The sequence below is a fragment of the Jatrophihabitans sp. genome, assembly GCF_046262535.1.
Taxonomy (GTDB): Bacteria; Actinomycetota; Actinomycetes; order Mycobacteriales; family Jatrophihabitantaceae; genus Jatrophihabitans.
This window is the reverse complement of sequence record NZ_JBHEMO010000031.1, coordinates 50,622-70,383: the sequence shown is the minus strand read 5'-3', so window position 1 is coordinate 70,383 and position 19,762 is coordinate 50,622. Positions and strand designations below refer to the sequence as shown.

General features: G+C 71.3%; 20 protein-coding genes. 10 read left to right on the top strand and 10 right to left on the bottom strand.

Annotated elements, in window-relative coordinates:
• Positions 1 to 38: 38 nt before the first annotated feature.
• Complete coding sequence (gene idi, locus ABR571_RS05110; RefSeq protein WP_409452105.1) at positions 39 to 572, top strand: isopentenyl-diphosphate Delta-isomerase; 534 nt, start codon at positions 39 to 41, stop codon at positions 570 to 572.
• Here the strand turns inward: idi and ABR571_RS05105 are convergent.
• A complete protein-coding gene (locus ABR571_RS05105) occupies positions 565 to 1,419 on the bottom strand; it encodes a UbiA family prenyltransferase (RefSeq protein WP_409452104.1) in 855 nt (284 codons plus the stop codon). The genes idi and ABR571_RS05105 overlap by 8 nt on opposite strands.
• Between ABR571_RS05105 and ABR571_RS05100 the strand changes: the two genes are divergently transcribed.
• The 3 genes from ABR571_RS05100 to ABR571_RS05090 are packed head-to-tail and all read left to right on the top strand — an operon-like array spanning position 1,418 to position 3,787.
• Positions 1,418 to 2,632, top strand: coding sequence for an NAD(P)/FAD-dependent oxidoreductase (locus tag ABR571_RS05100; protein WP_409452103.1), 1,215 nt, complete (start codon positions 1,418 to 1,420; stop codon positions 2,630 to 2,632). The two genes, ABR571_RS05105 and ABR571_RS05100, sit on opposite strands and share 2 nt — an antisense overlap.
• Before the next feature lie 10 nt (positions 2,633 to 2,642).
• Positions 2,643 to 3,398, top strand: coding sequence for an SDR family NAD(P)-dependent oxidoreductase (locus tag ABR571_RS05095; RefSeq protein ID WP_409452102.1), 756 nt, complete (start codon positions 2,643 to 2,645; stop codon positions 3,396 to 3,398).
• Positions 3,395 to 3,787, top strand: coding sequence for a RidA family protein (locus ABR571_RS05090; RefSeq protein ID WP_409452101.1), 393 nt, complete (start codon positions 3,395 to 3,397; stop codon positions 3,785 to 3,787). The genes ABR571_RS05095 and ABR571_RS05090 overlap by 4 nt, the downstream gene beginning before the upstream one ends.
• A gap of 2 nt (positions 3,788 to 3,789) precedes the next feature.
• Here ABR571_RS05090 and ABR571_RS05085 read toward each other — a convergent pair whose 3' ends face one another.
• On the bottom strand, positions 3,790 to 4,569 hold the full coding sequence (locus ABR571_RS05085) for an enoyl-CoA hydratase-related protein (protein WP_409452100.1): 780 nt from the start codon (positions 4,567 to 4,569) through the stop codon (positions 3,790 to 3,792).
• 42 nt (positions 4,570 to 4,611) lie between these two features.
• Positions 4,612 to 5,454 (bottom strand): PaaX family transcriptional regulator C-terminal domain-containing protein, encoded by an 843-nt coding sequence (locus ABR571_RS05080; RefSeq protein WP_409452099.1) that lies wholly within the window; start codon positions 5,452 to 5,454, stop codon positions 4,612 to 4,614.
• A gap of 58 nt (positions 5,455 to 5,512) precedes the next feature.
• Here ABR571_RS05080 and ABR571_RS05075 point away from each other — a divergent pair, with 58 nt between their 5' ends.
• Genes ABR571_RS05075 through ABR571_RS05065 form a run of 3 tightly spaced genes read left to right on the top strand, consistent with a single transcriptional unit; the run spans position 5,513 to position 9,831 of the window.
• Positions 5,513 to 7,162 carry an AMP-binding protein gene (locus ABR571_RS05075; protein ID WP_409452098.1) on the top strand — a complete coding sequence of 550 codons (1,650 nt, stop codon included), beginning with the start codon at positions 5,513 to 5,515 and terminating at the stop codon, positions 7,160 to 7,162.
• A 14-nt stretch (positions 7,163 to 7,176) separates the two neighbouring features.
• Positions 7,177 to 9,549 carry a bifunctional salicylyl-CoA 5-hydroxylase/oxidoreductase gene (locus tag ABR571_RS05070; protein ID WP_409452097.1) on the top strand — a complete coding sequence of 791 codons (2,373 nt, stop codon included), beginning with the start codon at positions 7,177 to 7,179 and terminating at the stop codon, positions 9,547 to 9,549.
• Between the two features lie 45 nt (positions 9,550 to 9,594).
• On the top strand, positions 9,595 to 9,831 hold the full coding sequence (locus ABR571_RS05065) for a hypothetical protein (RefSeq protein WP_409452096.1): 237 nt from the start codon (positions 9,595 to 9,597) through the stop codon (positions 9,829 to 9,831).
• A gap of 17 nt (positions 9,832 to 9,848) precedes the next feature.
• On the opposite strand, the gene ABR571_RS05060 is transcribed toward ABR571_RS05065, so the two are convergent.
• Genes ABR571_RS05060 through ABR571_RS05050 form a run of 3 tightly spaced genes read right to left on the bottom strand, consistent with a single transcriptional unit; the run spans position 9,849 to position 12,957 of the window.
• Complete coding sequence (locus ABR571_RS05060; protein ID WP_409452095.1) at positions 9,849 to 10,685, bottom strand: enoyl-CoA hydratase family protein; 837 nt, start codon at positions 10,683 to 10,685, stop codon at positions 9,849 to 9,851.
• On the bottom strand, positions 10,682 to 11,836 hold the full coding sequence (locus ABR571_RS05055; RefSeq protein ID WP_409452094.1) for an acyl-CoA dehydrogenase family protein: 1,155 nt from the start codon (positions 11,834 to 11,836) through the stop codon (positions 10,682 to 10,684). The genes ABR571_RS05060 and ABR571_RS05055 overlap by 4 nt, the downstream gene beginning before the upstream one ends.
• Positions 11,833 to 12,957, bottom strand: a complete 1,125-nt coding sequence (locus ABR571_RS05050; RefSeq protein WP_409452093.1) for a Gfo/Idh/MocA family protein — start codon at positions 12,955 to 12,957, stop codon at positions 11,833 to 11,835. Before ABR571_RS05050 ends, ABR571_RS05055 begins: the two co-directional genes overlap by 4 nt.
• Before the next feature lie 29 nt (positions 12,958 to 12,986).
• Between ABR571_RS05050 and ABR571_RS05045 the strand changes: the two genes are divergently transcribed.
• Both ABR571_RS05045 and ABR571_RS05040 read left to right on the top strand, forming a co-directional pair.
• Complete coding sequence (locus ABR571_RS05045) at positions 12,987 to 13,769, top strand: MBL fold metallo-hydrolase (protein ID WP_409452092.1); 783 nt, start codon at positions 12,987 to 12,989, stop codon at positions 13,767 to 13,769.
• A 149-nt stretch (positions 13,770 to 13,918) separates the two neighbouring features.
• Complete coding sequence (locus ABR571_RS05040) at positions 13,919 to 14,281, top strand: hypothetical protein (protein ID WP_409452091.1); 363 nt, start codon at positions 13,919 to 13,921, stop codon at positions 14,279 to 14,281.
• Here the strand turns inward: ABR571_RS05040 and ABR571_RS05035 are convergent.
• A complete protein-coding gene (locus ABR571_RS05035; RefSeq protein WP_409452090.1) occupies positions 14,271 to 15,155 on the bottom strand; it encodes an ROK family protein in 885 nt (294 codons plus the stop codon). The genes ABR571_RS05040 and ABR571_RS05035 overlap by 11 nt on opposite strands.
• A 115-nt stretch (positions 15,156 to 15,270) precedes the next feature.
• Entirely contained in the window at positions 15,271 to 16,473 is a 1,203-nt protein-coding gene (locus ABR571_RS05030) for an acyl-CoA dehydrogenase family protein (RefSeq protein ID WP_409452089.1), read from the bottom strand.
• 577 nt (positions 16,474 to 17,050) lie between these two features.
• On the opposite strand from ABR571_RS05030, the gene ABR571_RS05025 reads away from it, so the two are divergent.
• Entirely contained in the window at positions 17,051 to 17,248 is a 198-nt protein-coding gene (locus ABR571_RS05025; RefSeq protein WP_409452088.1) for a hypothetical protein, read from the top strand.
• Positions 17,249 to 17,590: 342 nt separating this feature from the next.
• Here the strand turns inward: ABR571_RS05025 and ABR571_RS05020 are convergent, their stop codons facing one another.
• Both ABR571_RS05020 and ABR571_RS05015 read right to left on the bottom strand, forming a co-directional pair.
• Entirely contained in the window at positions 17,591 to 18,691 is a 1,101-nt protein-coding gene (locus ABR571_RS05020) for an alpha/beta hydrolase (protein WP_409452087.1), read from the bottom strand.
• Between the two features lie 87 nt (positions 18,692 to 18,778).
• Complete coding sequence (locus tag ABR571_RS05015) at positions 18,779 to 19,738, bottom strand: HpcH/HpaI aldolase/citrate lyase family protein (RefSeq protein ID WP_409452086.1); 960 nt, start codon at positions 19,736 to 19,738, stop codon at positions 18,779 to 18,781.
• Positions 19,739 to 19,762 lie beyond the last annotated feature (24 nt).

Below are 19,762 nucleotides of genomic sequence, written 5' to 3'. Positions count from 1 at the left end.
CCCGCCGGCGCGCAGTAGCGCACGGCAGACTGGGACGTATGGACGACGACCTTGTCGTGCTGCTGGACGATGAGGGCAACCCGATCGGCACCATGCCGAAGGCCGACGTCCACGGCGCGGACACTCCCCTGCATCTGGCGTTCTCCGTCTACGTGTTCGACGCCGAAGGCCGATTGCTGGTCACCCGTCGGGCCTTGCACAAGCTGACCTGGCCGGGCATCTGGTCGAACACCTGCTGTGGGCACGTCCGTCCGGCCGAAGAACCGGCCGACGCCGCGCGCCGGCGGCTGGACGAGGAACTCGGCCTCACGCCGGTTTCGCTCGACGTCGTGCTGCCCGACTTCGCGTACCGCGCCACGTCGGCGGAAGGCATCGTCGAGAACGAACGGTGTCCGGTGTTCGTGGCCACCGTCGATTCCGACCCGGTGCCCAATCCGGACGAGGTCGTGCAGTGGGAGTGGGCCGACTGGGCGGGCTTCCGGGCCAGCGCGCTCAACTCGCCATGGCTGCTCAGCCCGTGGGCGGTGCTGCAGGTTCCGCAGCTGCCGGAAGACCTGCCCAGCCTCAGGTAGCGACGGCGATCAGCAGTCCGACGTCAAGCAACGCGATTGCCATCGTGATCCGGAAGGCGGCCGGGCTGTCCGGCGCGCGGACCGCGACGACGGCCGCGGCACTGGCCGCGAGCAGGCCGGCGGCCGACGCGCCGATGGCGAAGGCCGTCGACGCCGACGCCGGGCCGATCCCCAGCACGACCGAGGCGGCGGCCAGCGCCGCGGCCATGACGATGACGCTGGTGCGCGGGCCGAGCCGGTGCGGCAGCCCCCGTACGCCGGTGGCCGCGTCGTCCTTCAGATCGGGCAGCACGTTGGCGAAGTGCGCGCCGAAGCCGAGCAGAGCGCCGACCGCCGGCACCCACCACGGCGGCCACGGGTGGCCCGGCTTCGCGAAGTAGGGAACCGCCGGCAGCGCGCCGAACCCGACCACGTACGCGGCGCCGGAGAAGACGGTGCTCTTGAGGCCGAGGTTGTAGGCCCAACCGGCGGCGACGAGCAGCAGGGCCGCGATCGCCGCCTTCAGCGGCAGCAGCGCGGACAGCACGACGGTGGCGGCCAGCGCCGATGCGGCGGCGACGGTCAACGCCGCCACGGCCACGCGACCCGTCGCCGTCGGCTTGTCCGTCCGCCCCGCAGCCCGGTCCCGCGCAGCATCGATGCGGTCGTTGGACCAACCGATCGAGAGCTGTCCGGTGAAGACGGCGGCGCCGATCAGGATCACCCGGCCGGCGCTGAGGCCGACGCCGGCGGCCAGCAGCACGGTCACCGTCGTGACGGCAGCTGTCGGGGTGGGATGGCAGGCGCCGGCCAGCCCGCGCACCAGGGAGCGCCGGTCGGTCGGCGGAGACGTCCCCGGACCGGTCATGGTCGGAAAGCCTAGGCCCGCTCCGTACGGTGACTGCGTGAGCGCCGACTGGGACGTGGTCGTGGTCGGCGCGGGCCCAGCGGGCACCGCGGCCGCGTTGGCCGCGCGGCGGGCCGACCCCGACTCGCGGGTGCTGCTTCTGGACGCGGCCGTGTTTCCGCGGGACAAGGTGTGTGGTGACGGCATCGCGCCACAGGCCTTCGACGTGCTGGCCGGCCTCGGGGTCGACATCGACGCCTTGGTGGCGGGCACCGAGCCGATCGACCGGCTGCGGCTCGTCTCCCCCGGCGGGGTGACCGCGGCGCGGCGCTTCGCCCGGCCAGCCCGGGTGGTGCCGCGCCTCGTGTTCGACGCGCGGCTGGTGCAGGAAGCCGTCGCCGCCGGCGTCGTCCTGGAGCAAGGGCGGGTGCGCACCGTCGATGTCGATCCCGACGGGGCGGTCATCGACGGCGTCATTCGGGCCGGAGTGGTCATCGGCGCGGACGGGGCGGAGTCGGTCGTGCGGCGGCAGTGCGGCGCCCGGCCGCCGCGCCGCGGCACTGTGGCGATCGCGTTACGCGGCTACGTCCCGGCCGACGACTGGCCGGCGGGCGAGCAGCTGCTGGCGATGACCCGCGCGCACTGGCCGGCCTATGCGTGGGCCTTTCCGGTCGGCGACGGGACGGTGAACGTCGGCTACGGCGAGCTCATCCGCTCGACACCCCCGAGCCGCGCCCAACTGACGCACCGCTTGCACGCGCTGCTGCCCTCGGTCGCGGAGTCGGCGTCGCTGCGCGGCCATCGGCTGCCGCTGAGTCCCGGGCGGCCCGCGGTCGGCCGCGGTCGAGTCCTCCTCACCGGCGACGCGGCCTCGCTGATCAACCCGCTGACCGGTGAGGGGATCTACTACGCCGTCCTGTCCGGCGCCCTGGCCGGGGTCGCGGCGGCCGGCGATTCGCCGGCCGCCAGCTACCGGGCCGCGATGCACCGGGCGCTCGGTCGGCACCTGCGGCACACCGACCGGCTGGCCCGCCTCGTGCGCCGTCCACAGCTGCTGGACGTCGGGACCGCTGCGGCGGCGCGCAGCCAGTCCGCGTTCGATCGGCTGACCGAGATCGGGCTCGGGGCGGGCACCGTCGACCCGCAGCTGATCGGCGCGATGGTGGCCGAGTTGTTGCCGCCACGGCGGGTCATACGCCGCGGACCCGGTAACAACATCGGGGCGATGCTCTAGCGTCGATGCGATGGACTCGCCCGTGGCGCTGGTGACCGGTGCCGGCCGCGGCATCGGCCGCGCGATCGCCCAACGTCTCAGCGCGGACGGGTTCCGGGTCGCGCTGACCGCCCGCAGCGCCGACGAGCTGGCCGACACCGCTGCCGCCTGCCGAGGTGAAACCTGCACCGTGGTGGCCGACCTGACCGAACCGGAGGCCGTCGAGCGCGTCTTCGCGACGGTCGAGCAGCGGTGGGGCGCGGTCGCCGTGCTGGTGGCCAACGCCGGCGCCGGTCACTCGGCCCGCATCGAGCGCACCACCGACGCCGACTGGCAGCGGATGCTCGACCTCAACCTCACCGCCCCGTTCCGGTGTATCCGCCGGGCCGTCCCCGCCATGCGGGCGGCCGGCCACGGACGCGTCGTCGTCATCGCGTCGAACGCCGCCCGCGTCGGCGAGGCCTACATCGCCGCCTACGCCGCCAGCAAGCACGGCGTGCTCGGCCTGGTCCGTTCGGCCGCCGCCGAGCTCGCCGGCGACGGGATCACGGTCAACGCCGTCTGCCCCGGGTTCGTCGACACCCCGATGACGGCGACGACCATCGACACCATCGTGGCGACGTCGGGACGCAGCCCAGACGATGCCCGGCACGCTCTCGAGGGCAAGCAGCCCATCGGCCGCCTCATCGATCCGGATGAGGTGGCCGACGCCGTGGCATTCTGCGTGCACAGCGCGGCGGTGACCGGCCAGGGCATCAACGTCGACGGAGGAGCGGTTCAGTCATGAGCATCGAGCGAGTGAACCCGGCTGATCTGGCGCCGCCGAGCGGCTTCGCGCACGCCGTGGTCGGCACGGGCACCTTCGTCTTCCTGGCTGGGCAGACCGCGCTCGACCGCGAGGGCCGCATCGCCGGTGAGGGGGTCGTCGAGCAGTTCGAGCTCGCGCTCAGCAACCTGCTGGCGTCCCTGCGCGAGGCGGGCGGCCGGCCCGATCAACTGGCCAGCCTGACCGTGTACATCGTCGACATGGACGACTACCGCGAGCACGCCCGCGAGATCGGCGACGTGTGGCGCCGGCTCGTCGGCCGCGACTACCCCGCGATGGCCGGCATCGGCGTCGCCCGGTTGTGGGACTCCGACGCGTTGGTGGAGGTGCAGGGCGTGGCGATCCTCTAGCGCTACTGAGCCGGACGCCGCCACTCCGGCTTGCGCTTGCCGATGAAGGCCCGCATGCCCTCCACGGCGTCGGGCAACTGGCTGGCCGCGGCCATGACCTCGATCGCGTAGGCGTACGCCTTGGGCTGATCGAGGTCGACCTGCGCGTAGAACGCGCGCTTGCCCAGCGCCTTGCTCTCCGCGCTGCCCCGGGTCACGCGCTCGAGCAGGTCCTGCACTGCGGTGTCGAGCTGGGCGTCGGGCACCACCCGGTTGACCAGTCCCCAGTCGGCCGCCGTGGCGGCGTCGACCACGTCGCCGGAGAGCGCCATCTCCATCGCCCGCTTTCGGCCGACGTTGCGCGCCACCGCGACGAGCGGCGTGTGGCAGAACCAGCCGCCCTTGCCGCCCGGCAGGCAGAAGCCGGCCGACTCCGCGGCCACCGCGAGATCGGCGCTGGCGACGAGCTGGCAACCGGCGGCGGTGGCCAGCGCGTGCACCCGGGCCACGACCGGTTGCGGGATCTGTTGCATGAGCTGCATCAGCCGAGTGCACAGGTCGAGCAGCCGCTGCACGTCGGCGTGGTCGTGCTCGACGACGTCGGCGAAGTCGTGCCCGGCGCAGAACACCGGGCCATTGGCCGCGAGCACGACCCCGAGCGCGTCGCTGTCCCCGATCTCGGAGAACGCCATGATCAGTTCGCCCATGTGCTCGCGCGACAGTGCGTTGCGCCGGGCCGGGTTGTTCATCGTGACGGTGACGTAGTCACCTCGGCGCTCGACGGCGATCTGGCTGTAGTCCATGAGCCAGTGTTTCGCGCCGCCGTTCCTCGCCGCAAGGGACGGCTACCCGCCGGCCGTGCGGACGGACTCCACGAACTGGTGCGCCGGCGCGGCCAGCCGCTCCTGCAACTCGAAGAAGGTCTCGGCCGCCCGCACGCCGTTCCACCTCGGCGGCAGCACCTCCGGGGCCAGGCCGGGGTCGAGGTAGGGCAGCCGGCGCCATTCGGTGAGCGCGGCGACGTATACGGCGAACGCCTCTCGCTCGCCGACCGGCCGGCGCCGGTAGCGGCGCAGCGGCGCGGCGTAGCGGTCGAGGAACTGTTCGTAGCGCCGCTGCAGCCGCTCGAGATCCCACCACTGCGACACCTTCGCCGCGGCGGACCCGGAGCCGACGTGCTGGGAATAGAACAGGTCGACGTAGCCCGCCAGACCGTCGCGCTCGAGGACGTCCCGCGTCTCGGCGAGCAGATGAGCGGGCGCGATCCACACGCCGGCCGAGACGGTGCCGAACCCCAGCCACGCCAGCCGCGAGCGCAGCTGGTGCCGCTTCTCACGTTCGGACTCGGGGACGCTGAACACGGCGAGCAGCCAGCCCTCGCCCGGGCTTGCCCGCCCCCGACCGAAGATGCGCCGGTCGCCGTCGTCGAGGATCGCGCGGGCGGTGTCGGACAGCCGATAACCGGCCAGTCCGCCCACTCGCTCGGCCACGAGAATGCCGCGCCGCTTGAGCCGCGAGATGGACGACCGGACCGCCGGCTCGTCCACCCCCAGCTCAGCCATCAGGCGGACGAGGGCGGCGACGCTCAGCCAGCCACCCACCTCGCGCGCGTACAGGCCGTAGACGGTCACGATCAGCGCCCTCGGCTTCGGGGCACGCCCATTGGCCGCGTCGTCCACGACGGTCACCCGGCCACGATACCTCGCGTTACCTTGACTGTCGTCACGGAAACGCAATACTGGGACGATGACGACGTACGGCCTTCCGCTGGGCCGGTCAGCGCACGTCGACACGTTCTGCCGCGACCACCTGCCGGCGCCCGGTGCGTGGCCCGAGTTCCTCTTCGACGGGCCCGAATTGCAGTACCCGGACCGGCTGAACTGCGCCGAGGAGCTGCTCGACCGGACGATCGACCGGTCGGGCCGCGACCGGCCGTGCGTCCTCTCCCCCGAGGGCGACACCTGGACCTACGGCGAACTGGCCGACCAGGTCAATCGCATCGCGCACGTCCTGGTCGAGGATCTCGGTGTCGTCCCCGGCAACCGGGTGTTGCTGCGCGGGCCCAACAACTTCTGGCTGGCCGCCTCGTGGCTCGCCGTGGTCAAGGCCGGCGCAGTGGCGGTGACGACGATGCCGTTGCTGCGGAAGAGCGAGATCGTCACGCTGTGCGAGATTGCCCGCCCGCAGGTGGCGATCTGTGACGCGCGATTCGTCACCGACCTGGTTGCCGCCGCCGTTGCGGACCTCACCGTCGTCACCTACGGCGACGCGCGCTTGCCCGAGGACCTCGTCAACCGCGTCGCAGCCAAGCCGACCGAGTTCGCTGCCGCCGCGACATCGGCCGACGACGTCGCGATGCTCGCGTTCACGTCCGGCACAACCGGCCGGCCGAAGGCGACGATGCACTTCCATCGGGACGTGCTCGCCGTCGCCGACACGTTCAGCGCGCAGGTCATCCGGCCGACCCCCGACGACGTGTTCACCGGAACACCGCCGCTCGGCTTCACGTTCGGCCTGGGCGGACTGCTGATCTTCCCGCTGCGGGCGGGCGCCGCGACCCTGCTCATCGAGCGGGCGACGCCGGACGAGCTGGCGCAGATCATCGCCGAGCGCGGCGCGACAATCTGCTCCACCGCACCCACCGCGTACCGCGCCCTGCTCGCCGGTGGGCATGCCGACAAGCTCGCCGGACTGCGCCGGGCGATCTCCGCCGGTGAGCACCTTCCCGAGTCGACCTGGCACGCCTTTCTTGAGGCCACCGGGATCCGGCTGATCGACGGCATCGGCTCGACCGAGATGCTGCACGTCTTCGTGTCCGCCGCTGATGACGACATCCGGCCCGGCGCCACCGGCCGGGCGGTCCCCGGTTACCAGGTGACCGTCCTCGACGACGCCGGCGCGCCGGCCGAGCCGGGCGTGCGCGGCCGACTGGCGGTGAAGGGACCGACCGGGTGCCGGTATCTCGCCGACGCGCGGCAGGCGGTCTACGTCCAGGACGGGTGGAACATCACGGGCGACACGTACACCCGCGACGAGGACGGCTACTTCTACTACCAGGCCCGCACCGACGACATGATCATCTCGGCCGGCTACAACATCGCCGGGCCGGAGGTCGAAGAGGCGCTGCTCGGCCATCCCGCCGTGCTCGAGTGCTGCGTCGTCGGCGTGCCGGACGACGAGCGCGGCCAGCTGGTGAAGGCCTTCGTCGTGGCCGCCCCCGGGGCCGTGCCCGGCGACGCCCTCGCCGCCGAGCTGCAGGCCCACGCCAAGATGCGGATCGCCCCGTACAAGTACCCGCGCGCCGTCGAGTTCGTCGACGCCCTGCCGCGGACGAGCACGGGCAAGGTCCAGCGGTTCAAGCTCCGCAACCTCGGCGCCGCGGCGCAGCCGGGCTGACGGGGCGGCACGGCATGCGCATCGCAGTCATCGGCGGCGGCCCCGGCGGGCTCTACTTCGCCGCACTGGCCAAGCAGCTCGACGCGTCCCACGAGATCACCGTGTGGGAGCGCAACCGGGCCGACGACACGTTCGGCTTCGGCGTCGTCTTCTCCGACGAGACGCTCGGCGGCATCGAGCACGCCGACGAGACGATCTACGCCCAGATGGAGCGCGAGTTCGCGCGATGGGACGACATCGACGTCCACTACCGCGGCGAGGTCACCACCAGCGGCGGGCACGGCTTCGCGGCGATGAGCCGGCGACGGTTGCTGGAGCTCCTGCAGCAGCGCTGTGTCGGCCTCGGCGTCGACCTGCGGTTCTGCACGATGGCGCCGGATGTCGACGAGCTCGCGGCCACGTACGACCTCGTGATCGCCTGCGACGGTGTCAACTCGGCGGTCCGGGCACGGTACGCCGACACGTTCGGTCCCTCGCTCGAGCTACGCCGCTGCAAGTACATGTGGCTGGGCACCGACAAGGTGTTCGACGCCTTCAAGTTCTACGTCCAGGAGACGCCCTACGGCGTCATGCAGATCCACGGCTACCCCTACGACGCCAACGGCAGCACGTTCATCGTCGAGATGAATGACCGGGTCTGGGAACGCGCCGGGTTCGACGTCTTCGCCGACCACCCGTTCGCGCCGGGCGAGTCGGACGAGAAGTCCGTGGCGCTGGTGTGCGAGCTGTTCGCCGACATCCTCGACGGCCATCAGGTCATGACGAACAACTCGAAATGGATCAACTTCGCGACCGTCCGCAACGAGCGCTGGCGGCACGGCAACGTGGTGCTGATGGGCGATGCCGCGCACACCGCACACTTCTCGATCGGATCCGGGACGAAGCTGGCGATGGAGGACGCCCTCGCCCTGGTCGCCTGCCTGCACGAACAGCCCGACCTCGACGCCGCGCTCGAGGCCTACGAGGCGGAACGGCGGCCCGTGGTGCTCTCCACCCAACGCGCGGCGCAGGCCAGCCTCGAGTGGTTCGAGAACCTCGGGCAGTACACCGACCAGGAGCCGTCGCAGTTCGGGTTCAACATCATGACCCGCAGTCGGCGCGTCACCTACGACAACCTGCGGTTGCGTGACCCGGAGTTCGTCGCGCGGGTGGACGAGTGGTTCGCCCGGCACGAGGCGGCACGCGGGAACGGCACCGGCGAGGTCGGGCCGCCGATGTTCCAGCCGTTCCGCCTGCGCGGACTGGAGTTGGTCAACCGGGTGGTCGTCTCGCCGATGGACATGTATCGAGCCGTGGACGGGCTGCCCACCGACTTCCACCTCGTCCACCTGGGCGGCAAGGCGCTCGGCGGCGCCGGCCTGGTGATGACCGAGATGGTCTGCGTCTCGGACATCGGCCGGATCACCCCCGGCTGCACCGGGCTGTACACCGATGAGCAGGCCGAGCGATGGCAGCGGATCACCGACTTCGTCCACGGCGAATCCGCGGCCAAGATCGGCATCCAACTCGGCCACTCGGGGCGCAAGGGCTCGACCAAGCTCATGTGGGAAGGCATTGACCTGCCCCTGGACGAGGGCAACTGGCCGGTCGTGGCGCCGTCGCCATTGCCATACCGGCCGGGGCTGAACCAGGTGCCCCGCGAGCTGACCGCCGACGACCTGACCGCGATCGAGGCGGAATTCGTCGCCGCCACCCGGCGCGCCGATGCGGCAGGCTTCGACCTGCTCGAGCTGCACTGCGCCCACGGCTACCTGCTGTCGTCGTTCATCTCACCGCTGACCAACCAGCGGACCGACGAGTACGGCGGGACGCTCGAGAACAGATTGCGCTACCCCCTGCAGGTCTTCGCCGCGGTGCGGGCCGTGTGGCCGGCCGACAAGCCGATCAGCATCCGGATATCGGCGACCGACTGGCACGACGACGGGATCACGGCGGCCGACTCGGTCGAGATCGCGCGCGCGTTCGCGGCGGCGGGCGCCGACATCGTCGACGTCTCCAGCGGCCAGGTCACTCCCGACGAGTCCCCGCAGTTCGGCCGCTCGTACCAGACGCCGTTCGCCGACCGGATCCGCAACGAGGCCGGCATCGCGACCATGGCGGTGGGGGTGATCTCGTCCTACGACGACGTCAATTCGATCCTGCTGGCCGGCCGGGCCGATCTCTGTCTGCTCGGCCGGGCCCACCTTTACGACCCGAACTGGACGCTGCACGCGGCCGCCGAGCAGGACTACTCCGGCCCGGCCGCGCAGTGGCCCGACCCGTGGAAGGCCGGCGCGCGGCGCCCGCAGTCCGGCCGCACGGAGGGCCCGAAGCCACGCCTCGAGCTGATCCGCCGCGGTGTTCCCGGAACCGCGCACCGCCGCTGGCGCCCCGGCTCGTATCAGTAAGCCGGCCACCGGACTCCTCCTCGGCACAACGCCTGAGGAGTTCCGATGTCAGTACTCGACGCACTGGACGCCACGCGAATCTGCGCGCGCTCGTCAGCTGCCCTGGCCGACCCCGACGTGTGGCGCCGGCCCGTCCCGGTCACACCGCGACGGACGCTGCCCGCCCCGGCTCCGGACTACTCGTGGCGGCTCCTGCTGCGCAACCCGCACGCGCTCCTCGTGACTGGCATGGTCGGCACGCTGATGGTCAAGGACGCAGTGCTGGGCATCGTTGATCGGTGACAACACCGAACGAGCCGTCAGCGGCCCTGCCACTCGGGCGGGCGGCGTTCGTTGAAGGCGGCGTGGAACTCGGCGTGATCCTTCGTCGTCATCAGCAGCGCCTGGGTCATGGCGTCGAGCTCCATCGCCGACGAGATCGACATGTCCAGCTCGCGGGTCAGCAGTGACTTGGTCTGGGCCAGGGCCAGCGTCGGACCGGCCGCCAGGGTGGCGGCCAGCTCGGCGACGGCGTCCCCGATCTCGTCGTCGGCGACGAGCCGCGACACCAACCCGTACTTGTCGGCCGTCGTCGCGTCGATCGTGCCGCCCAGCATCAGCAGCTCCGTCGCTCGCCCGAGCCCGATGACGCGGGGCAGCAGGTAGGCCGCGCCCATGTCACCACCCGATAGCCCCACCTTGGTGAACAGGAACGCGAACCGGCCGGATGCGCTCACCACGCGGAAGTCCGACGCCAGGGCGACGACCGCGCCGGCGCCGGCCGCGATGCCGTGGATCGCGGTGATGATCGGGATTGGGCACTCGCGCATCGCCCGGATGACGTCGCCGGTCATCTTGGTGAAGCGCATCAGGTCGCGGGGTTCCATCTTCAGCAGCTCGCCGATGATCTCGTTGACGTCACCGCCGCCGCAGAAACCGCGACCCTCGCCGCGGATGACGAGCGCCCGGACGTCCTGGTGGTGGGGCAGCTCGGCCAGCAGGTCGCGCAGGTCGGCGTAGCTCTCGAAGGTCAGCGGGTTGAGCTTCTCCGGCCGGTCGAGCGTCACGGTGGCCACGCCGTCGGCCTTGGTGAACCGGAAGTGCTGCCAGTCGGTGGTCAGCGGCGCGGACGCGCGGAAGCGGTAGTCGGAGGTCATCGGGACGACACCTTGCCGATCAGGTCACGCGCAATGATCGTGCGCTGGATCTCGGACGCGCCCTCGTAGATGCGCAATGAACGGACGTCGCGGTAGAGGTGCTCGAGCAGGTGGCCGTGCTGCAGCGCCCGCGCCCCGTGCAGCTGGACGCACCCGTCGATGATGCGCTGCGCGGCCTCGGTGGCATAGAGCTTGGCCATGGCCGACCGCCGCGGTTGCGCGTCCCGGTCGTCGCCGGCGTCATAGGCCGACGCGGCGGCGTAGACGAGCAGTCGGGAGGCCTCTAGTTCGGTCACGAGATCCGCGAGCCGGTGGGCGACCGACTGTTGCTGGGCGAGCGGCGCCCCGTAGACCGTTCGCTCCCGCACGTGCTGCAGCGTGGCGTCCAGCGCCGCTTGGGCCATGCCGATCGCGAACGCGCCGACGCTCGGCCGGAACAGGTCGAGCGTGCGCATCGCGACGGCGAAGCCGGCGTCCACGTCGCCGAGCACGGCGGCGCGGTCGACCCGCACGCCGTCGAACACCAGCCGCCCGATCGGGTGCGGCGACAGCATGTCGAGGTGCTCGCCGGAAAGGCCGGGCGCGTCGCCGGGCACGGCGAACGCGGTCACCCCGCGAGCTCGCGCGTCCGGCGTCGTCCGGGCGAACACCGTGTAGACGTCGGCCTCGGGCGCGTTGGAGATCCAGATCTTCTCCCCCGTCAGCGCCCACCCGTCGCCCTCCGGATCCGCGCGCAGTTCGAGGGCCGCCGCGTCCGAGCCCGCCCCCGGCTCGCTCAGCGCGAAGGCGGCCACGGCGTCGCCGGCGATCACCTGCGGGATCCAGCGCTGCACGAGCTCGGCCGAGCCCGATTGGAGGATCGGGTAGCTGCCCAACCCCTGCAGGGCGAGCGCGGTCTCGGCCTCGCCCGACACCTGGGCCAGCGACTCACGCAGTAGGCACAGCTGCAGGGCCGCGGCGTCGCGGGCCGGCTCGTCCGGCGCGCCGCCGAACAGGCCGCGCAGCAGGCCGTGCTCGCCCATCGCGCGCAGCAGCGGACGGTTCACCCGGCCCTCGGCGGTGCCGGTCAGGGGCAGCAGGTGCTCCACCGCGATGTCGGAGACGCGTCGTGCGTACGCCACCTGGTCGGCATCGAGCCGGAACGCGCTCACTCCGGCGGCGGCTGGAAGTTAGGCAGCGGGCTGTCGTCCTCAGCGGCATTCACCATTTCGGGCGAGTCCTCCACCGCGGTCAGCGGCTCCCCTTCGGCCGGACGCTCCAGCTCGGCCAGCATGCGCTGCTCGTCCTCGCTCAGCAGCGCGTCCGGCAGATGTTCGCCCGGCGCCCCAGCGTCGCTGCCCGTGCCCATGCCGACCCACTTGTCATCCGTCACATCAGCAGCGTTACCCACCGCGGCGCCGCCCGCCAGTAACCCTCGCTCGGCGGCGGCCAGAATCTCGACGACGTCGCGCGCGAACTGCACGGTGCACCGCGAGGGGCGCCCCTCTCGCACGGCGCCCAGCAGGTCGTCGATGCACGCGACGAACGCTTCCAGTGGCGTGGTGGCCGGCGTCGGCAGCGCCGAGGCCGACACCGCGGAGATGAAGTGCCATTCGCTACCGCGGGCACCAACGGGCGCGGTCAGGCTGAGCGACAACAGGCTCGTCGCCCCACCGGTGTGGCGCACGCCGATGTCCACGGCGTCGCCCCGCCCCGCTTGCGCGATCACCGACTCGGCCGGGCCGAGTAGGGGGAGCGCGATCGACAACGCGTGCGGGCCGATGTCCCAGAGCGCGCCCCGCTCCTGCCGCCAGACGGACTCGGCGTACGGGCTGCCCGGCTCGAAGATCGACGTGTAGATGCAGACGCGGGCCGAGTACCAGTCCTCCCCGGCCACCTCGTCCAGCCAGATCGCGACATTCTCCGTGTATCGCATGGTGAAGAAGACGCACGCGCCGACGCCGGCCCGCTCAACGGCGGCCACTACTCGGTCGGCCGCGGCGACGTCGAGGGCCAACGGCTTGTCGAGCAGCAGGTGCACGCCGCGCTGCGCCGCCTCGACGGCGAACTCGGCCTGCGCGTGCGGCGGCACGGCGATCGCGACGGCTTCGACGTCAGCCAGCAGCTCGTCGAGCGAGCCATAGGCCCGCACGCCGAGGTCTCCGGCGAGCGCGGCGGCCTTGTCCGGAGAACGTCCCCAGACCCCGACCAGCTCGCTGTCGGGGTGCGCCTGGAGGCCGGCAGCATGAACCTCGCGCGCCCAGTAACCGGTACCGATGAGACCGAACCTCACCCGTCGAACTTAGCTGTAGGTTCCGAGACATGGACGACGCGAACCTCGGGGTGACCGTCCGCTACCTGGGTGGCGCCTCCGCGCTGCTCGAAATCGCCGGCGGCCGGCTGCTCATCGACCCGACCTTCGACCCGGCCGGCGAGTACCCGATCGGCGCGCGCGTGCTCGAGAAGACGATGCCGGCGACGGTGGCCCCAGAGGACATCGGGCACGTCGACGCGGTGCTGCTGTCCCACGACCAGCACCCGGACAACCTCGACGACGGCGGCCGAGAATTCCTCGCCTCCGCTCCGTTGGTGCTCTCCACCGCCGACGCCCGCACCCGTCTCGGCGGCAGCGTGCTGGACCTCGACAACTGGACCGACGTGGAGCTACCGCTGCCGAACGGCCGCGCCATCCGGGTGACCGGCGTCCCGGCCCGGCACGGTCCCCCGGGCTGCGAGCCGCAGACCGGCATCGTCACCGGGTTCGTGGTGTCGGGCGAGGACGTCCCGACGGTGTATGTCAGCGGCGACAACGCCGCGCTCGAACTCGTCCGCGAGGTGGCCGAGCGCTTCCCGTCCATCGACGTCGCCCTCCTGTTCGCCGGCGCGGCCAGCACGCCGCTGCTGGACGGCGCCTTCCTCACGCTGACGAGCGCCGAGGCGGCCGAGGCGGCGGCCATCCTCGGCGCGCGGCACATCGTTCCCCTGCACTTCGAGGGCTGGGCCCACTTCAGTCAGGGCCGCGACTCGCTGATCGAGGCGTTCGAGCAGGCCTCACTCACCGAGCGGCTGCACCTGCTGGACCCGGGCCAGCACATCGCCGTCTGACGGGTAGGCCGCACCTTGATCGATGCCCTTCCATGCGCGCTCCGGCACGTCTGAGCGGGAACTGATCAACGGTCACTGGCCCTTGATAACCCGTGACGGACGAGTGACGCTGGACGGGTCGGGTTCGCGAAAGGACGGGCGGGCTGGCCATGTGGGCAATTGCGTTCGCGGCGCTCTGCGCGGTGCCCGCTGCCGTCTTCCAGGCCGGCGTCGGGCGGTTCACCCGGCGGACCGGGTCCTCGCCCGGCCGGGCCCCGACAGCCCCGCCGGAGAACGACGCGCACGAGCGCTACCGCAGGGATCTGCGGCGGCTCGCGGCCGACCACGACCGGGTGCTGGTGGCCGACGTCCCCGCCAAGGCGGCGCGGCTCCGCGCGTTGGAACTGGCCTACGACGACACGCTCGTGCACGCCTGCCGCGCGCTGGAGGTGGACGCGCCGCCGGCGCCCTTCGACGCGATCACCCGGGTGCAGGTCGAGGCCGACCTGGTCACGCACGGCCTCACCTGGTGAGGTTGGCGGCGCCGCCGGACCGCACGGCGTGCAGGGCCGCTCCGATCAGCGGAGCTCGCTCGGAGCCGGCCGCGATCTCGATGCGCGGCAGCCCGTTGCCCAGGGCGCCGGCCCGGAAGGCCGGCTCGAAGAGGTCCCAGGAAGCCGACATCGATCCGCCGATGACCAGCAGGTCGGCGCGGAACCCGGCCGTGCACCGGCCGACCACCCGCCCGAGCGCGGTCATCGCGGCATCCAGCACGCCGCGGGCGAGTCGCGAGCCGGCCCGCGCCTGATCGGCGATTTCGCGCACGTCGGCGGCCGGATCACCGCCCGCGGCGGTGAAGGCGCGGCGCATCGCCCGCCGCGACACGACGTCCTCGAGCGGCTCGCCGCCGATCGAGAGCCGATGGATCCGCCCACCGGGCGGGACACCCGGATCGACCACCTGACCGTCGACCAGCCACGCCGACCCGATGCCGGTGCCCAAGGTGATGCCGACGCACCGCCCGGCGCCGACCGCCGCGCCCGCGGCCCACTCACCGAGCAGGAACGCATCGGCGTCGTTGAGGAATGCCGGCCGGCCGCGCAGCCGGGAGCGCAGCGCGTCACCGACGTCCACCCCGCGCAGCGCCGTGAACTTGCCGACGCCTTCGAACAGGCCGATCCCGCGGGTGTAGTCGAACGGGTCGGGCATGGCGATGCCCCAAGTCGCGCCGGCTCGCGCGCGCAAGGCGTTGCCGGCCCGGAAGAAGCGTTGGATCAGGGCATCGGCCGAGGCATCCGCATCGAGTGAGTACCGGGTGCTGCTCTCGACGCGCCAGTCGCTCGGGTCGACCGCGGCGGCGGTGACGTGCGTGCCGCCGATCTCGAGGACGGGGATCGCGGCGGCCATCGGTCTGTTCTACCCGACCGGCGAACACCGCCCGCGGCCGTGTGTGGCGGCCCAGCGGGCGGACACGCCGCGGCGGCGCCCGCTACGTCGCCACGCACGAGGACGACGCGACGCGCTACTGGCTGAGCTTGTACTCGCGCAGCAGGCCCCGGCTGATGATCGTCTTCTGGATCTCCGACGTGCCCTCGCCGATGAGCAGGAACGGCGCCTCACGCATGAGCCGCTCGATCTCGTACTCCTTGGAGTAGCCGTAGCCGCCGTGGATCCGGAACGACTCCTGCGTGACCTCGGCGCAGTACTCCGACGCGAGGTACTTGGCCATGCCGGCCTCGACGTCGTTGCGTTCCCCGGCGTCCTTCAGACGCGCCGCGTTGACCATCATCAGGTGCGCGGCCTCGACCTTGGTCGCCATCTCGGCCAGCTTGAACGCGATGGCCTGGTGGTCGGCGATCTGCTTGCCGAACGTCTTGCGCTGCTGGGCGTACTGGACGGCCAGTTCGAAGGCGCGGATCGAGATGCCACAGGCGCGGGCGGCGACGTTGACGCGGCCAACCTCGACGCCGTCCATCATTTGATAGAAACCGCGTCCGCGGCCGGGCTCGCCGCCGAGGATCGCGTCAGCGGTCAGCCGGACGCCGTCGAGCACCATCTCGGTCGTCTCGACGCCCTTGTAACCCATCTTGTCGATCTTGCCGGGGATCGTGAGCCCGGGACGGGTCTCGCCGAAGCCCGGCTCCTTCTCGATGAGGAAGGTGGTCATGTTCTTGTAGACCGAATCGCCGCCCAGCTCGTCCTTCACCAGGGTGGCGACGACGCCGGCCCGCGCGCCGTTGGTCAGCCACATCTTCTGGCCGTTCAGGACGTACTCGTCGCCCTCCTTCGTCGCGCGCGACTTGATCGCGGCCACGTCCGAGCCGCACTCCGGCTCGGACATCGAGAAGGCGCCACGGGTCTCGCCCGTCGCCATCTTCGGCAGGAGGCGTTGCTTCTGCTCGTCGGTGCCGTGCTGGGTGATCATGTAGGCGACGATGAAGTGTGTGTTGATCACGCCCGAGATCGACATCCAGCCCCGGGCGATCTGCTCCACGACGAGCGCGTAGGTGAGCAGGGATTCGCCGAGGCCGCCGTACTCCTCGCCGATGGTGAGCCCGAACAGGCCCATCTCCTTCATGCCCTCGACGATCGCCTCGGGGAACTCGTCCTTGTGCTCGAGCTCCGTGGCGTAGGGGATGATCTCCTTGTCCACGAACGTCTTCACCGCGGACAGGATCTCGGTCTGGACGTCGGTCAGTCCGGCGGTCTGGGCGAGGCGAGCCATAGTGGATGTCCTTCTCGACCGGGCACGCGCGGCTACGGGCGCGTGTCGTGGAGGTGTCGTCGCAGCGTCTACGAGTATCCCCCGGCCGCGGGGCCCCTGCCGCGCGGGAGCCGTGAAATGACTCTCAGCACAGCCGCGGCGGACGGCCCGGATTCGCCCGACCCGCACTATGCGTGCCACGCAGGTATCGATATCAGCGGTCTGCTCCGCCCTACCGTTCCGCTCGATGCCCAGAGGAATCGGTGGCAGGATCGCCGGCCATGGACATCGGCGGCCAGGTCGCGGACGGGTTCGAGGCGGTACGCGACACCTTCGCTGCGAACTTCGATCAACAGGACGACATCGGCGCGGCCTGCTGCGTCTACCTCGGCGGTGAAGCGGTGGTCGACATCTGGCGCGGGACGACGCTCCCCAGCGGCGATGTTCCATACGGGCCGCGGACCCTGCAGATGGTGCCCTCGGCGACAAAGGGCGCTACGGCTGGCTCGTCGGGGAGGTCCTCGCCCGGGTTGCCGGCGTCTCCCCCGGTCAGCTGCTCGCCGACGAAGTCGCGAGGCCGCTCGGCCTGGACCTGCACGTGGGCCTGCCGGAGGACGAACACGGCCGGGTCAGCCCGCTGAATCGCGCGCCGCTCCCCGCCGACGGCAGGCCCGACGAACTCACCGCCCGGCTGGTCGACCCGACCAGCCTCGCCCACCGGGCGTTCTTCGTCGATGCCGGCCTGCTGTGGTGGCCCAACGACGCGCGGCTCTGGAGCGCCGAACTGCCCCGGTAACGGCATGGGCACCGCGCATGCGCTCGCCCGTATGTACGCCGCCTGCCCGCAGGAGATCGACGGCGTCCGATGCTCGAGGTGGGGACGCTCGCAGCGGCAACGGCCGAACAGGTGCACGGGGTCGACGCGGTGGCCGGCTACGAGACCAGATACGCGCTCGGGTTCCAGCTGCCGTTCCCGTACCGCCCGATGGCCGGCCGGGGATCGTTCGGCCACTACGGGCTGGGTGGATCGGTCGGCTTCGCGAACACCCGCTACGACTTTGCCTTCGGCTATTCGGTGAACCAGATGGGTCCCGGCGCCCGGCCGACGCCCGGTCGGTGGCCCTGGTCAAAGCCCTGCTCAGCTGCCTGGACTGACGGCGGCCTTCGGAGCAGTCGCGCGGTCGAGGAACTCGCCGACGAACCGCCACGTCGTGTCCCGCGCGTCCGGACCGGTCAGCACCCCGAGGTGGCTACCGGGCGCGGTTTCGAAGCGGATCGACCGCACCCCGGTCAGCACGTCGCAGGCCTTCTGCACACATGCCACCGGCGCGATGACGTCGTTCGTGCCGGCGACGACGAGAACGTCGGGCCGCACGTCGGCAAGCTGCAGCACGCGGCCGCCACCGAGGTCGAGCTCACCGGAGTTCAGCGAATTCTCTTGCACGATCTTGTTGTACAGCTGAGTGTAGAAGCGTCCGGGGTAGCCGGGCATCGCGCCGATGAACCGGTCCACCGCTTCCATCCTGCCCAGACGGTCCTGATCATGCAGGTTGCGCAGAACGAACAGCGGCTTGGTCACCTCTCGCTGCAGCGCAGTCGACCTGAAGCTCGCCCGCACCGCCCACGACGGCAGGCCGCCTGCGGCGCGGAAGGTGGTCGTCAGCAACCGACCGCCGGTGAGCCGGCCGATCGTCCGCAGCGGCGCGAGATACGGGATCTTGCTGTAGTCGATGGGCGTGCCGACCGCGGCGATCGAGCGCAGCGGCAGGTCGTCGTGCGCGGCGGCCGTCAGCAGGGTGAGCGTGCCGCCGAGGCTCCACGTGACAACGTCAACCGGACGGCCGCTGTGGCGCGCGGACACGCGACGGAGCGTGGCCGGCAGGATGCGGTCGATCCAGTCCTCGAAACCCATGGTGCGGTCGGCGAACGTGATCTCACCGAAGTCGACGACGTACACGGGGCGGCCGGTGGCGACGAGGAACGCGGCCAGGCTCTGGTTCTCGCGCAGGTCGAAGCAGGTGATGTGCACCGCGAGAGGCGGCACGAGCAGGATCGGGTCGCCGGCGGGGTCGACAGTGTCGTAGCGGCGCAGCACAGCGTGCGGCTCGTCATGCACCACACGCGACGGCGTCGGCACGTGCGGCTCGACGCCGCCGCCGACATAGTGCGACCACGCGTTGCCGGCAGCGTGCGCGGCCGTGCCGACGACCCGCTGGACGGCTGATACGGGTTGAGTCATCGCCACCACCTCATCGGTCGCCTTCCCACCTGGCGTGGTTGATTTCCGGCGGGGAAATCAACCCCACCGGGGGGAAGCGCAGGAATGTCAGCCTTCGGGGGGTGTGAACTCCGAGGTCCGCTGCATACCCGCAGCGCGGCCCTTGCCCGAGATCACGAGCGCCATCTTGCGCGACGCCTCGTCGATCATCTCGTCGCCGAGCATCGCCGAGCCCTTCGCGCCGCCGGCCTCCGACGTGTAGTACTCGTATGCGTCGAGGATCAGCTCGGCGTGGTCGTAGTCCTCCTGCGACGGCGCGAAGACCTCGTTGGCGATACCCACCTGGTCGGGGTGCAGCACCCACTTGCCGTCGAAGCCGAGTGCGGCACTGCGCGCCGCGACCCGGCGGTAGCCCTCGGAGTCGCGGATCTGCAGGTACGGGCCGTCGATCGCCTGCTTGTCGTTGGCCCGGGCGGCCATCAGGATCGACATCAGGATGTGGTGGTACGCGTCGCCGACGTCGTAGCCCTGCGGCTGCTCGCCGACGACGAGCGACTTCATGTTGATGCTGGCCATGAAGTCGGCCGGGCCGAAGATCAGGGTCTCGACGCGCGGGCTGGCCTTGGCGATGGCGTCGATGGCGATCAGGCCCTGCGCGTTCTCGATCTGCGCCTCGATGCCGATCCGGCCGACCTCGAAGCCCATCGTCTTCTCGATCTGGGTCAGCAGGATGTCGAGCGCGACGACCTGCTCGGGGTTCTGCACCTTGGGCAGCATGATGCAGTCGAGGTTGGGGCCGGCGCCCTCGACGACCTCGATCACGTCGCGGTAGGTCCAGTGCGTAGTCCAGTCGTTCACCCGGACGACCCGGATCTTGTCGCCCCAACCGCCCTCGTTCAGGGCGGCGACGATGTTCTTGCGGGCACCGGGCTTGGCCAGCGGGGCGCAGGCGTCCTCGAGGTCCAGGAACACCTGGTCGGCGTCGAGACCCTTCGCCTTCTCCAGGAAGCGGGGGTTGCTGCCGGGGACGGCCAGACACGAACGGCGGGGGCGCAGGGTTTCCGTCATGCGGGCAGCATGCCCACCGGCCGG